General features: G+C 63.3%; 14 protein-coding genes. 6 read left to right on the top strand and 8 right to left on the bottom strand.

Features of this window, described 5'->3' with window-relative positions:
* Positions 1-15: 15 nt before the first annotated feature.
* The 5 genes from KBY85_RS08520 to menD are packed head-to-tail and all read right to left on the bottom strand — an operon-like array spanning position 16 to position 5,541.
* The gene (locus tag KBY85_RS08520; RefSeq protein WP_254961079.1) at positions 16-792 is read right to left on the bottom strand and encodes a hypothetical protein; all 777 of its coding nucleotides are present in this window, start codon (positions 790-792) and stop codon (positions 16-18) included.
* 10 nt (positions 793-802) lie between these two features.
* Positions 803-2,275, bottom strand: coding sequence for a glycogen synthase GlgA (gene glgA / locus KBY85_RS08515; RefSeq protein ID WP_315859523.1), 1,473 nt, complete (start codon positions 2,273-2,275; stop codon positions 803-805).
* Positions 2,276-2,315: 40 nt separating this feature from the next.
* Positions 2,316-2,879 (bottom strand): L,D-transpeptidase, encoded by a 564-nt coding sequence (locus KBY85_RS08510; RefSeq protein WP_254961077.1) that lies wholly within the window; start codon positions 2,877-2,879, stop codon positions 2,316-2,318.
* Positions 2,876-3,736 (bottom strand): 1,4-dihydroxy-2-naphthoyl-CoA synthase, encoded by an 861-nt coding sequence (gene menB / locus KBY85_RS08505; RefSeq protein WP_254961074.1) that lies wholly within the window; start codon positions 3,734-3,736, stop codon positions 2,876-2,878. The genes KBY85_RS08510 and menB overlap by 4 nt, the downstream gene beginning before the upstream one ends.
* Positions 3,733-5,541, bottom strand: a complete 1,809-nt coding sequence (gene menD / locus KBY85_RS08500) for a 2-succinyl-5-enolpyruvyl-6-hydroxy-3-cyclohexene-1-carboxylic-acid synthase (protein ID WP_254961073.1) — start codon at positions 5,539-5,541, stop codon at positions 3,733-3,735. The genes menB and menD overlap by 4 nt, the downstream gene beginning before the upstream one ends.
* 77 nt (positions 5,542-5,618) lie before the next feature.
* Between menD and lepB the strand changes: the two genes are divergently transcribed.
* On the top strand, positions 5,619-6,194 hold the full coding sequence (gene lepB / locus KBY85_RS08495; RefSeq protein WP_254961121.1) for a signal peptidase I: 576 nt from the start codon (positions 5,619-5,621) through the stop codon (positions 6,192-6,194).
* A 30-nt stretch (positions 6,195-6,224) separates the two neighbouring features.
* Positions 6,225-6,584, top strand: a complete 360-nt coding sequence (locus tag KBY85_RS08490; RefSeq protein ID WP_254941274.1) for a DUF760 domain-containing protein — start codon at positions 6,225-6,227, stop codon at positions 6,582-6,584.
* 38 nt (positions 6,585-6,622) lie between these two features.
* Here KBY85_RS08490 and KBY85_RS08485 read toward each other — a convergent pair whose 3' ends face one another.
* The 3 genes from KBY85_RS08485 to KBY85_RS08475 are packed head-to-tail and all read right to left on the bottom strand — an operon-like array spanning position 6,623 to position 10,045.
* Positions 6,623-7,831 carry a DUF4336 domain-containing protein gene (locus tag KBY85_RS08485; RefSeq protein ID WP_254961072.1) on the bottom strand — a complete coding sequence of 403 codons (1,209 nt, stop codon included), beginning with the start codon at positions 7,829-7,831 and terminating at the stop codon, positions 6,623-6,625.
* Between the two features lies 1 nt (position 7,832).
* Positions 7,833-8,633, bottom strand: coding sequence for a zinc transporter ZupT (zupT, locus tag KBY85_RS08480; protein ID WP_254961071.1), 801 nt, complete (start codon positions 8,631-8,633; stop codon positions 7,833-7,835).
* Positions 8,630-10,045: a YcjF family protein gene (locus KBY85_RS08475; protein WP_254961067.1), complete on the bottom strand. Its 1,416-nt coding sequence runs from the start codon at positions 10,043-10,045 to the stop codon at positions 8,630-8,632. The genes zupT and KBY85_RS08475 overlap by 4 nt, the downstream gene beginning before the upstream one ends.
* A 135-nt stretch (positions 10,046-10,180) precedes the next feature.
* On the opposite strand from KBY85_RS08475, the gene KBY85_RS08470 reads away from it, so the two are divergent.
* From KBY85_RS08470 to trpS, 4 genes are all read left to right on the top strand, one after another.
* On the top strand, positions 10,181-11,092 hold the full coding sequence (locus KBY85_RS08470) for a cation diffusion facilitator family transporter (RefSeq protein WP_254961120.1): 912 nt from the start codon (positions 10,181-10,183) through the stop codon (positions 11,090-11,092).
* Positions 11,085-11,627, top strand: a complete 543-nt coding sequence (locus KBY85_RS08465) for a hypothetical protein (protein WP_254961066.1) — start codon at positions 11,085-11,087, stop codon at positions 11,625-11,627. Before KBY85_RS08470 ends, KBY85_RS08465 begins: the two co-directional genes overlap by 8 nt.
* Positions 11,628-11,631: 4 nt before the next feature.
* Positions 11,632-12,174 (top strand): hypothetical protein, encoded by a 543-nt coding sequence (locus tag KBY85_RS08460; RefSeq protein ID WP_254961065.1) that lies wholly within the window; start codon positions 11,632-11,634, stop codon positions 12,172-12,174.
* Between the two features lie 5 nt (positions 12,175-12,179).
* The coding region (trpS, locus tag KBY85_RS08455) for a tryptophan--tRNA ligase (RefSeq protein ID WP_254961064.1) at positions 12,180-13,148 on the top strand (969 nt) is incomplete at its 3' end.

The raw sequence follows: 13,148 nt of genomic DNA, 5'->3' as shown, positions 1-13,148 counted from the left end.
GGGCGATGCGGAGGATCATGCCTGAGGAATTGGCTCCCCCTCCAACAGCACCATGCCGCTACCCACCCGGGCGGCCTGAGCCAGCAGATTGCCGCCAGGTGCTAGCAGGCGCAGACGCTCGTAACCCAGTTCGCGGCTGCGCTGCAGCCAGAGATCGGCTTGCTGCTGGCGTCGCTGCAATGGCAAGCCTGCCCAGGTACTCACCAGCTCCAGATCGAGCAGCCCCTGCTCGGGGTGGGGGCGCGCCGAGGAAATGCTGCCATCGGGGTCATCGTTTGAGAGCAGGGCCAGCAGGGGGTCGAGCTCGAGGCGCACGGCAGGAGCAGGCTCTACAAGCTCAGGAGGCTCAGGGGAGCTTGGCGCTGGACCAACAGATCGAGCAGCTGGCTGGCCTAGGGCCTGCGGGAGCGGCAGGTCAGAACGGGGGGCAAGTCGTTCAGCAACTTGTTCAACAACTGGTTGAGAGGCTGAACTATCAGCAATATCAAAAGTGGTGGGGGTGGGGGCAAAAGTTTTTATCAGCAGCGTCAGCAAACACGCCACCACTGCCAAGCCCAGGGCTAACAGCACCGGCCAAAAAAAGGCAGCTAGTGCTTGGGGCCAGAAGCCAGGCACCGATAAGTCCCCCTCGCGGTTGCGGCGCACCAGCTCCCTCAGCTTGAGCACCGTGCTGGCCAGGGCGGCACGCAGGTCCCCTGCAAGACGGCCCCAAGGTTCTACGTAAGGGGCCGGATAGGGAGCTGGCGGGTCCGAACGGCCCGATCTGTCGGGGGCTGAGGTGGGTGGCGGCACCAAAAGGGGTTCAACGACGCTTCAGCAGGGAAGCCAGGCCCCGCCGGCTGGGGTCCGCATCTTGACCCTGGGAGAAACGCTCAACGGCGGCAGCTTCAGGCGTTGGCTCCTTTACCCCGCAAACGTCGCGGTACATGGCGTCGTATTCGAGCGCCGAGCGGGCCCAGCTGAAGTCCACGCCCATGCCCCGGCGCTGGAGCTCCTGCCAACTGGCCTGATTGCGGTAGGCCTCCCATGAGCGCACGATCGCCGTGTAGAAGTCGATGGGTTCATAGCGGTCGAAGCCATAGCCGTTGCCGCTGCCAGCCAGGGGGTCGTTGGGGGGCACGGTGTCCACCAGACCGCCCACCATCCGCACCACCGGAATCGATCCGTAGCGCATCGCCAGCATCTGGCTGATACCGCAGGGCTCAAAGCGGCTCGGCATCAAAAAGGCGTCGCTACCGGCATAGATCAGCCGTGAGAGGGCGTCGTCGTAGGTGAGGAAAACGGCGAAGCGGCCGGGATGGCGCGCTGCCATCTGCCAAAGCCCCGACTCATAGGTGCGATCCCCCGTGCCCAGAACAACAACCTGGCTGTCGGTGTAGGCCAACACCCGATCAGCAACCTGCAGCAGCAGGTCGACACCTTTTTGATCGACTAGCCGGCTCACCATTCCCATTAGGTAGGAGCGGGGATTCACAGCCAGGCCAAAGCGCTCCTGCAGGGCCTGCTTGTTAATGGCACGGGGAGCTAAATCCGCAGCCGAAAACTGGGCTGGCAGGCTGGGATCAGTGGCTGGATTCCAGTCTTCGGTATCAATGCCGTTGAGAATGCCGCGCAACTTGCCACTGATGAAATTCAGCAAGCCATCTAGATGCTCGCCGTATTGGGGCGTGCGGATCTCCATCGCATAGGTGGGAGACACCGCATTGACCCGATCTGCATACAGCAAGGCCACCGCCATAGTGTGGTCTCCTTGCATATACCAGGGACACCAGGTAATGCGATCAAGCTTCCAGCGCCAAGGGCCCTGATACTTGAGATTGTGGATTGTGAAGACGGTGCTGATCTCCGGGTCTTGGTGCATCCACACCGGCAACATCCCGGTGTGCCAGTCGTGGCAATGCAGCACCTGAGGTTTCCAGTGATGCCAGCAGAATTCCGCAGTCGCGCTGGCAAAGAAAGTGAAGCGCCAATCCTCGTCTTCACCGCCGTAGATGCGCTCCGGATCGAAAACTGGATGGCCCACTAAATAGAGAATTAGGCCGTTGGTGGGATGGCGGGCCTCAAAGACAGCGAAGTCATTGCCCATGGTGTGGCCGCGCCAGATGGGCTCGGGCGAAACCTTCAACTTCGACCACAACTTGCCGTATCCCGGCAGGATGATGCGTACGTCGTGGCCTAAGGCAGCTAGGGCCGGGGGCAAAGAGCCCACCACATCACCCATGCCCCCGACCTTGATCATCGGCGCGCATTCGGCCGCCGCAAACAAGACCCGCATCCCAGAGTTACCGGTGGTGGGCGCAACTCTACGGTTGGCGCTAGGGCAGCACCGTCACGGGCATGCCCATCTCCACCAAGTCGAACAGTTCCCGCACATGCTCATCCAGTAGGCGCACGCAGCCGTGCGATACGGCCTGCCCCACGCTGTGCCGCTGGGGTGTGCCGTGGAAGCCAGCGCTGACGCAACCCTTCACCACAAGGTGCTCGCTGCCGTTAAAGCCGGCGCGGCCCTTGCAGTCGCGGTGAAAGCCAATCCAACGGCTGCCGAGGGGGTTGGCAGGTCCAGGCGGGATGCGTTGGCCGGTGGCTGGGTGCTCCCAGGTGGGATCTACCGCTAGCTCGATAACCGAAAACTGACCCACCGGGGTCTCCCAGCCCGGCCGGCCGACTCCCACCGGGAAGCGCTTGCGCTCCTGGTTGCCCTCTATTACCAACAACTGGCGCTGGCGCCGGTCAAGTACGAGCCGACGCTGCTGCGATGGCTCCACAGCAGCAACGGCAAGGGGTGGCACAAATAAGACGGCTCCCACAAGTAGGAGCGGAAGCAATCGCAGCAGCCCCAAGCGACCCACTGCCCTGAGATGAAATCCGTTTGTTTTCAAGGTAGCCAGGGTGCATCGGAGAAGTCCGGCGGTCGCTTCTCAAGGAAGGCATTGCGCCCCTCCTGGCCCTCCGCTGTTCGATAAAAGAGATGGGTGGCCTGGCCGGCCAGTTCCTGAATTCCTGCCATGCCGTCGGTTTCAGCGTTGAAGGCAGCCTTGAGGCAGCGGATCGCCGTGGGGCTGTGCTGGAGCACCTCGCGCGCCCAGCTGATCCCCTCCGGCTCCAACTGATCAAGGGGCACAACCCCATTCACCAAGCCCATGGCCAAAGCCTGGTCGGCCCCGTATTGACGGCAGAGAAACCAGATCTCCCGTGCCTTGCGCTGTCCCACCAGCCGGGCCAGGTAGCCGGCGCCAAAGCCCCCATCAAAACTGCCCACCCGCGGGCCCGTCTGACCAAATACGGCGTTCTCAGCCGCCAGGCTCAGATCGCACAGCAGGTGCAGCACCTGGCCACCACCGATCGCGTAACCGGCCACCAAGGCAATCACCACCTTCGGCAAGCTGCGGATCAGGCGCTGCAAATCCAGCACATTGAGACGGGGCAAACCCGACTCGTCGAGATAGCCCCCATCGCCGCGCACGCTTTGATCGCCGCCAGCGCAAAAGGCCCAGCCGCCATCAGCCGCTGGGCCGGCGCCGGTAAACAACACCACCCCGACCCGAGGGTTGTCGCGAACACGGGAAAAGGCGTCGCAAAGCTCGTGCACGGTGCGGGGCCGGAAGGCGTTGCGCTTGTGGGGTCGGTTGATCGTGATGCGGGCGATCCCCTCCTCGCACAGATCAAAAAGGATGTCCTCGTAGGTGCCGGCGGGCTGCCACTGCACCGCTGACGGGGTCGGGGAGGAAGGGCTCAAGACTGCATCAGGGCTTGGGCGGCCATTCTGCGCAAGCTCTGGCGCCTGAGTGCATCGGCGCGGCGATCACTGACCAGCTCAAGCAGCGCCAGCGGCTGATTCAGCGCCCAGTCCAGCTGGGATGGCAAGCCAGCAAGCTGCTCCACCCTGCGCCCCGGCACGCCATGGGCTGCAGCCAAGGCCAAGTGATCAAGCTGCTGGGGCATGGCAAACAACCTCTCGAAATCCAGGGCCTGCTCAGGTGTAGTGCGAATCGGCAGCTGCTCAAAGATGCCGCCACCGCCGTTGTTGATCAGGATCACGGTGAGTCGCCCCTTTAGCTGGCGCTGCCAGAGCCAGCCATGGCTGTCATGGAGCAGGGCCAGATCACCCGTGAGCAGCACCGCCTGGCCATGGGCCTCAGCGACCCCGCAGGCGATCGATAAGGTGCCATCGATGCCTGATGCCCCTCGAAACCCATAAACCGCTCGCCAGGGGGCAGCGGGGTTGGCGAAGCTCTCCCAATCGCGCACGGGGCTGCTGTTGGCAAGCACCAGCGGCAAGCCGGCAGGCAGCAGGAGCCCCAGTTGGCGCGCCAAACAAAGCTCACTTACACAATTTTCTGCCCCATCACCGCTGGCCAGCTGCTGATCTAGCCAGAGCTGTAATTGCAGCTCCCGCTGGCGCCAACGAGACCCAAACTGCAGGGCCTCGGCGCTGGGGCCGCCGGCCCAAAAAGATGGTGGCAAGCTGGCGCTCCAGCCGGCCAAACCGGCTGCGCTCTGCTGACATCCGCTGCCGTGCCATCCGCTGCCGAGCGGATCAAGACATCTCGGCTCGCCCTCACTGACAAGCCACTGGAGAGCGTTCTGGTCGGCCAGCCAGCGCTGTAGGCGGCGGCTGGCGGGCAAGGGGCCAAGGCGCAGCACCTGGGCTGATCGCAGCTTGGGTTCAGGAGCCTCGAGCAGTAGGTCGTAGCTGCTGATCAAATCGAGGTCAGCCAACCCCCGCAGCCCGCTGAGTCCATCTGCCAGCACGGGCCAGCCCGTGCACCGCTGCCAGCGCAGCAAAGCTTCCACGTAACCAGGCCAGTGCTGGGGCAGGCCGCGCCAGGGACCAGCCACAACCACGCCTGGCTGGCCTGGATCGGGAGCGGGGCTGAAGGGCGTTGCCTGTATTCCTGATCCAGCAGCCCCTAGGGCGAGCTCGGCCAATGACGGTGGAGTTGTCTCAAGGGAACCGTGGGCGATTGCCTCAAGCAGCGCCGGCCCGTCCGCATGTAGAGGTTCGGCAAAGGGAAGGTTGAGGTGCACTGGCCCCGGGGCCAGGCCAGGGGGCCGGGTTGCAGACCATGCCTGGCGAGCCAGGGCGGCGATGGCAGCGTCCGTCATGGCAGCCAGTCCAGTGCCATCGCCCTGGCCAAACCAGCGCACACTGGCGGCCAGAAAGCTTTCCTGGTTCACGGTCTGGTTTGCCCCACAGCCCTTGAGCCGGGTGGGGCGATCAGCACTGATCAGCAATAGAGGGATGGCGCCATAGTCCGCTTCCACCGCGGCGGGCAGCAGATTTGCCACAGCGGTGCCCGAGGTGGTTACAACCGCAACTGCTTTTCCAGTGGCCCTGGCCAATCCCAGGGCAAAAAAGGCGGCAGAGCGCTCATCAATGGCGGTGTACAGCGCCAGCCCGCGCGGCTCAAGCACCCCCAGGGCCAGGGCCAGGGCACCAGAGCGACTGCCCGGACACAACACAGCCCGGCTGAGCCCCTGGCCCATCAGGGCCTTCAGCAGCAGCAGCGCCGCCTCGAGATTGCGACGGGCCAACTCCACGCCAGGGCGGTTCAGGATGGACTTGACCAGTCTCCCCTGCACCCTTGTCGTCCTCGCCCCCCAGCAGCAATCCCAGCCTGGTCGAAACCCTGCGCCGCCAGGTGGTGCCAGTTCTGGTCTGGGTGTTGCTGGCCCTGGTGCTGCGCTGGGCGGTTCTGGAACCCCGTTGGATTCCCACGGGATCAATGCTCCCGGCCCTGCAACTGCAGGATCGGGTGCTGGTGGAGAAGCTGCGCGCCCGGCTGCATCGCCCCATACCGATCGGCACCGTGGTGGTCTTCCATCCCCCCACAGCCCTAATAGCCGCTGGCTACGACCCCAAGGCGGCCCTGATCAAGCGGGTGGTGGGCCAAGCGGGCGATGAAGTGGAGGTTCGTGATGGTGTGCTTTGGCGCAACGGCAGCAAAGCGGCGATCGATTGGTCAGCTGAACCGATGGACTACCAGCTGGAACCCCTCACGGTGCCCCCAGACCATCTGCTGGTTTTGGGAGACAACCGCAATGCCAGCTTGGATTCCCACATCTGGGGGCCCCTGCCTCAAAAGGCATTAATCGGCACGGCGGTGCTTCGCTACTGGCCCCTCAATCGGTTCGGTTGGTTACGGATCTCCGCCATGGGCCACCCCCCTGGTACTACGAATGAGCTGGGGTAAGGTGCAAGTCGGATGCAGCGCACGCCGGCGATGTTCAACCCGGAGTTCCTGACCACCGATAACGAAGCAATCAGCGGTAACTCGTTGATTCAGTACCTGCAGGAGCAGTCTCCTGATGTGCTGCAAAGGGTTGCTCGCTCAGCCAGTGGCGACATCCAGGACATCATTCGCCATAACGTCCAAGGGCTGTTGGGGATGCTCCCCGGCGAGCAGTTCGAAGTCAAGATTCAGACCAACCGAGAAAACTTGGCTGGCCTGCTGGCTTCGGCGATGATGACCGGTTACTTCCTGCGCCAGATGGAACAGCGCATGGAACTGGACACGAGCCTGCTGGGCTGCGGAGATCTGGACAGCGACCTAGATGCCGACCCAGGCGAGCTCAGGCTCTGAGTTGGCTCAAACTCAGTAATCCCCTAGTCCGGAATCCCCTAATCCAAAAACCCTGGTCCAGGCTCCGCGGGCTGCTCTGGCACCACTCCATAGCGCAGAAGGGTTTTGTCAATGCCGCTCAGGTAAGCCCAGCTGCCGCTGTCTGGTGCCCAATCTCGCCCTTCTAGGCAGTCTGCAAGCTCCCTTAATTGCTGGGGGCTGCAGGCCACCGGAGCTTGGTAATGGGCCGGCACCAGCCAGCGGATTTCGGCTTGGCCAGCCAAATTTCGGATCCAGGTCACCAGGGCGGCCCGGCAGCGGGGAAACACCAGCCGCTCCAGGACAGGCGCCACCAGCAGTGCTTCATGGCCGGGCACCAGCCGCCGAAATTCAGCCTGCCAGCCCTCCTGCCAGCGGAAGGGGTAGAGGCCGAAATAGGCCCGCGGCGAGCGCACCCCAGCGGCCAGCAGGCTGGAAAGCAGCTCCCTGATTCCAGGAACCTGCAGATGGTCTGGGCGGAGATAGGAGGCAAACAACACCAGTCGCTGCCATCCCCGCCTGCGGCAATCAGGAGTGTCCAGCAAGGGCGCATCACCGCGATCCCTGGCATGGAAAAGCAGCGGCGTCGGATCGGCATCAAATAGCTCTGGGGGCTGCTCGCTGATGGCCACCAGGGCATCGGTGAGCAGCAGGCAACCACTGGCGCGGTGCAGGCAGGCCGCCTCCATGAAGGTGCCCAGGCCTAGGTCTAGGGGCCCGAGCGGTAGCCAGTGCAGCTCATCGGCATGGGGAAGGCCCTGCTCAAACAACACCCGGGTGCGCTGGCCCGGGAACCCCAACCAGGCCAGCGGCAGCGGCAAGGGGAAGCTCCACTGCCTTGGTGTTACCCACACCTGGGCAGCAGGGAAAGCCCTTGCCATCGCCGGCACAGGCAGCTTGTGCTCGAGGCCAGAGCTGGTGGGCAGCACGATCGTGCAAACGGGCCCGTAGCGGTGTTCCAGCTCGGCAAGCGCTGCCCGCACCTCTCCAGTGGGGGGCACGGGGGCATAAAGCAACAGCCCAGCCCGCAAACGCACCACCGTCATCCGGATCGGCACTGCCACGTAAAACACGCCCTGGAGCTGCTCGAAACTCCAGATCTGGTCAGGGATTAATTCGCGCACCAAGGTGCGGCGGCGGCCGTAGGGGTAGAGCGGCAACAGGGGCCACCAGGGCCAGCTCTGATCTGCGCCGGGCGCAGCTGGATCTCGGCTGGGGAGCTGGTTCACCTCAGGCCAGCAGCACCAAGCTGACACTCATCACCAGCATTCCTGCCGTGAGGCCAGCAATCATCACGTGATGATGGGCCCCGGTGCGCTGGGCGGCAGGCAGCAATTCATCGAAGCAGATGTAAACCATCAATCCGGCGACGCTGGCAAAAATCAATCCCATTACCGTGTCGCTGAGAAATGTTTTTAAAAAGACGTAGCCCACCACTGCACCGATGGGCTCGGCAAGTCCCGAGGCGAAAGACACCCAAAAAGCAGTGCGGCGGCTGCCAGTGGCGTAATACACAGGAGCTGAAATCGCCAGGCCCTCGGGAATGTTGTGGATGGCGATCGCAATGGCGATGCTGATGCCAAGTCTTGGACTTGAAAGGGCACCAACAAAGGTGGCCAAACCCTCTGGAAAATTGTGGATGGCAATCGCTAGAGCCGAAAACAAACCTGTGCGCAGCAAGGTCTGCGACTCGGTCCTGGGAAAGTTGGCCTCAGGAAGGGTCAGATCATGGCTTGGTAGGGCGTTGTCGATCAAGGCAATCACCACCATGCCAGCAAAAAAAGCCAGCACAGTTACCCCATAGCCGGTAGTGGCTCCAAGCCCGAGGGCCAGCGCTTGCCTAGCCTTGGGAAATATCTCCACAAAGGAGACAAAAATCATCACGCCAGCCGAAAAGCTCAACGACAAACTGAGCAACTTGGGGCTGAACCGCCTCGACACCAGCCCAAGCAAACTGCCAAGCCCGGTGCAAAGGCCGGCTGCCAGGGTGAGCAGAAAGGCAAACAACAACCGCTGATCAAGGTCAATCAAGGGGTTCGCTCCGCTGCCATCAGATCTGAGCAAATCATGCTGGCAGGGGGCAGGTTGCAAAGCCATTGCCGGCCCTGCTCGATAAACGCAGGCCAGTCGAGTTTTTCAGCCGCCGCTGCCCGGGCCACCAACAAGGGTGCCTGGCGTTTTATCTCGGCGAGATCAGGCTCGCTCACCCCCGCCGAGAGGGCCAACATGTCAGCCATGGACCTGGCCACAACCCGGGTGAGATAGGCGGCGCTGAGGGCCTGCAACGCCCCCCCCACCAGCCAGGTGGCGCCATGCAACTTGACCAGGCCAGTCAGAAGCTGGCTGCTCCACTCCACTACCCCCTGGGCGAGGGCTGCCTTGGCCAGTTCGCTAGCGGCGGCCTGCAGTTGCTCAAAAGTCCAAGGGCAATCCCAGAGGCGAGCCATTTCGCGCAGCATTAAGCCATTAGCCACCGCAAGCACCAGCAGATCAAGGCTCGGCAGGGGCGCCGCCACCACCCCGGCCGCCACCAGCCATTGGGTGCGCCGCTGCAGCGGCAGAAAGTGCTGGCGCCGCAGCTGCTCGAGATTGCACTGCCACTGGCCGTGCAATTGCTCAAGACGACGCAGCTGGCGTCCGCGGCGCAGCTCCGCTCCGCCACTGGCGAGGTGCCGGGCTAGGGGCGAAATGCTGGCTACAAGGGTCGTGGGTAGGCCATCCCAAAAAAGCAGACGGCTGGAAAGCTCCTGCCCAAGCTGGGAGCGCAATTCAGCGCTCAAAGCTTGGCGAGACTGGTCATCACTGGGGCAATCCACCAGCAGCCAGGCGGGCTGGGCGGCGGGCAGGGCCTCGAGCCAGCGCAGATCAGCGGCGGAGAGAGGAGTGCGCAGATGGTGGATCAGCAGGTCGCAGGCAGCAAATACTTCAGGCCAAGACCAATCGGCACTCCAGGCCGGCAAGGGATGGGCCCAGTGAAGCTGAAGTGTCTCGGGACCACGCAGGGCCCCGATCAGATCTGGTTGAAGAGCCAGAGCCGGAGGGCAGGTACCCACCAGGGCCAACTGCAAGCCCTGCCGGTCCAGCTCCTGGCGCAGGGCTGCCAGTTGGTCCTTACGCAACCGGCTATCAAGCTCAGCCTGGGCTGGAGCTGGCTCCCCTGCCAACCGTAAAAACTGAGCCTCAAGCTGCTCCAGGCGACCCAGCCAGCCGGACACATCCGTGGGGGCTGGCCCCCGGGGTTGGCGGCGGCGCAGCAGCAAAGCACCCAGGCCCAGGCCAGCCAAGGTGAGACCAGAGGCGATGGGCAGGTGGCTTAACCGCAGCAACCCATCGAGGGCAAACCAGCCGATAACCCCGGTGCCGATAGCCGGAAGCCAAGGTTTGAGGGTCGTGGGCATGGCCTGGCAGACCATGGCTAACCCGGCGAGCTGGGGGAGGGTCACCGGCGGCGTCAACGGCGCTGTAAAAGCTGAAGCATCTTTAGCTCAGCTTGAGACGCTGCGCAGGCGGCAAATGCCAATAGCTTGGGCGCGAGTCGGGGGTTTGCCTTGCCAGCTCCAGGAGTAAGAGACAACCTAATGGAGGGTCGCCAGGACACCCGCGAACAGGTGAAGCGAGTGCTGCTGGTGGCCCTGGCCGTCAACATCAGCATGACTCTGTTGAAATTGCTGCTGGGCCTCTTGAGTGGCTCGCTAGCAGTGCTGGCGGATGCCATGCACAGTGCCACTGACGGATTTTCGAGCCTGTTGGGACTGGTGACAAATGGACTTTCGGATCCCGAACCCGACAGGGACCATCCCTACGGGCACCACAAGTACGAAGCGGTGGGGGCCCTGGCTATCGCAGCCTTCATCCTGTTCACTGCCTTTGAGATCCTGCAGGCCGCCATCGGGAGGCTGAGCACTGGACTACAGCCCTTGCGAATGGATAGCCGGGAGCTACTGATACTGCTGCTCGTGCTCGGAATCAACATTCTGTTGGCTAGCTACGAGCGGGCCGAGGGGCGCAGGCTTGGCAGTCCCCTGCTCAAGGCCGATGCGGCCCACACCAGCAGCGACATCTGGACAACAGCGGTGGTGCTGGTGGGCCTGGCAGGAGCGGTGTGGCTCAACCTCAGTTGGCTCGATGTCGCCCTAGCGATTCCGCTTTGCTTGCTGCTGGTGCGCGTGTGCTGGTCGGTGCTGCGCACCAACTTGCCCCAGTTGGTTGATCAGATCGCCATTGCCCCGGAGGCCATTCACCAGGTCGCGATGGAGGTGGCAGGGGTACTCAACTGCCACGACATCGCCAGCCGCGGAGTGCTCGGCCAGCAGGTGTTTATCGACATGCACATGGTGGTGGACGCCAATGACCTGCCAACCGCGCACCGGATCACCGAATTGGTGGAAGAGCACCTAGAGGCCCGGTTTGGTCGGGTGCGCTGCACGATCCACCTCGAACCCCGGGAATACGCCAGCGCCGCGATCACCTTTAAGGGCACCCATGGCTGAGGAGCTACCGCAATTGACACTCCCGCAGTTGACACTCAGGCAGCAGGCCCAGCTGCTGGAATGGGGAGTGGAACTTCAGGCTGCTCCCATCTGGGTTGGCAGCCTGCCGGTGGCCCTGCTTGAGCGCTGCTGGCTGAGGCTGCGCCGCATATCACTGGAGCAGCTCGCCCTGGTGCTGCCGCCAGATGCCAGTGCTGAAGCACCGGAGCTGGTGCGCTATCGGGCCTGGATCACCGCCGGACAGCCGGCCTGGTCAGCCCAGTTGCGCTGCTGGCAGGAATTCGGTCAACCGGCCTGCCAGGAGGCGCTGCGCCACTTCTGGGGCCACCAGGAGCGAGGCAACCACGGCTGGACCTTTGCTGCCTATCTGGAGCTGCTGGAAACCTATCGAAACCAGTTTCGACCAGGGGCCGTGCGGGCCCTGCCCCTGATCGTGCTTGCCCGCAGCGGGCAGCGGGAGCCCCATCGGCTGCACTGGCTCACCCCCCCCTTGGCCAGCCGATGCGGCACACTTGCCTCTGACTGCACAGGCTGAGGCGATGGCCGACGAAACCACCCCCTCTCAATCTCACGATGACCAGGGGGGGCGTGCCGGTGGCGGACGCCCGCCAGGCAACCGCGAACCCGGCGGATTCCGCATCCGGCTCAGCGACAACGAGATGCGTGCCGCCAGAGCCATTCAGGAGGGCTTCGCGCTGCGCTCCACGGTTGCTGCCCTGGGCTTCGCCATTCGCACGGTGGCCCAGCTGCTTGAGGATGGAAAGCTCGACGAACTAGTCGCTCAGCAAAGGGCCCAGGCCGGTCCACGGGGTGATGCCCCACGCGCAGAGCGCCGGCCGGGGGGTGGCGAGAGCCGGGTGATCCGCCAGGAGCGGGCACCTCGGATCGATCCCTTTGCTCGCCCAAGCAAGCCTCCTGCTCCCGTGGCTGAGCCCATCGAGACCAACTCTGAAGAGGATGCCGCTGACGAGCAGATCGAAGCTGCTGCCGAAGATCTGGCCGCCGAAGAGCTTGCCCCCGAGAGCACTGTGAGTACCGACAACTCTGAGAGCACCGAAAATCCTGAGAGCACCGCGAGCTGAGTCCCATGGCACGGCCGAGGGTTCTGTCTGGGGTGCAACCCACTGGGGCTCTGCACCTCGGCAACTGGCTGGGCGCAATCCGTAATTGGGTTGATCTCCAGAGCAGCCACGACACCTTTTTTTGTGTGGTTGATCTTCATGCGATCACAGTTCCCCATCAGCCAGCCCAGCTCGCCGAGGACACGCTCTCAACAGCAGCTCTCTATCTCGCCTGCGGTATAGATCCCGATCGCTCAACCGTGTTCGTGCAGAGCCACGTGAGCGCCCACTGCGAACTTGCCTGGCTGCTCAACTGCGCCACCCCGCTCAATTGGCTGGAGCGGATGATCCAGTTCAAGGAAAAGGCAATTAAACAGGGAGACCAGGTGTCTGTGGGCCTATTGGATTACCCGGTGCTGATGGCTGCCGACATCCTGCTCTACGACGCTGATCTGGTGCCAGTTGGGGAGGACCAAAAGCAGCACCTTGAACTCGCACGCGACATTGCCCAGCAGCGCATCAACGCCCGTTTTGGCAAGCGCAAGCCAGACGGTGAGGTAATTCCAGTGCTCAAGGTGCCCGAGCCCTTGATCCTGCGCGAAGGGGCCCGGGTGATGAGCCTCACTGATGGCAGCTCAAAGATGAGCAAAAGCGACCCCAACGAGGGCTCGCGGATCAGCTTGCTGGATCCGCCGGAACTGGTGGTTAAAAAAATCAAACGGGCCAAAACCGACCCCACCATGGGACTGGAATTCGGTAATCCAGAGCGCCCAGAAGCAGACAACCTTCTGGGGCTCTACGCCCTGCTGGCCGGCAAAAGCCGCTCGCAGGCAGCCGAGCAGTGCGGCGCCATGGGCTGGGGCACTTTTAAGCCCCTGCTGGCAGAAGCTGCCGTAGAGGCCTTAAGGCCAGTGCAGCAGCGTTATCAGGAGTGGCGGCAGCAGCCAGGCGCGGTGGCAGAGGTGCTTCGCAATGGCCAACACAAGGCTGCGACC

Source organism: Cyanobium sp. BA5m-10, from assembly GCF_024346255.1.
Classification (GTDB): domain Bacteria; phylum Cyanobacteriota; class Cyanobacteriia; order PCC-6307; family Cyanobiaceae; genus Cyanobium_A; species Cyanobium_A usitatum.
The sequence above is the reverse complement of the archived record's forward strand: the minus strand, read 5'-3'. Positions and strand labels throughout refer to the sequence as shown.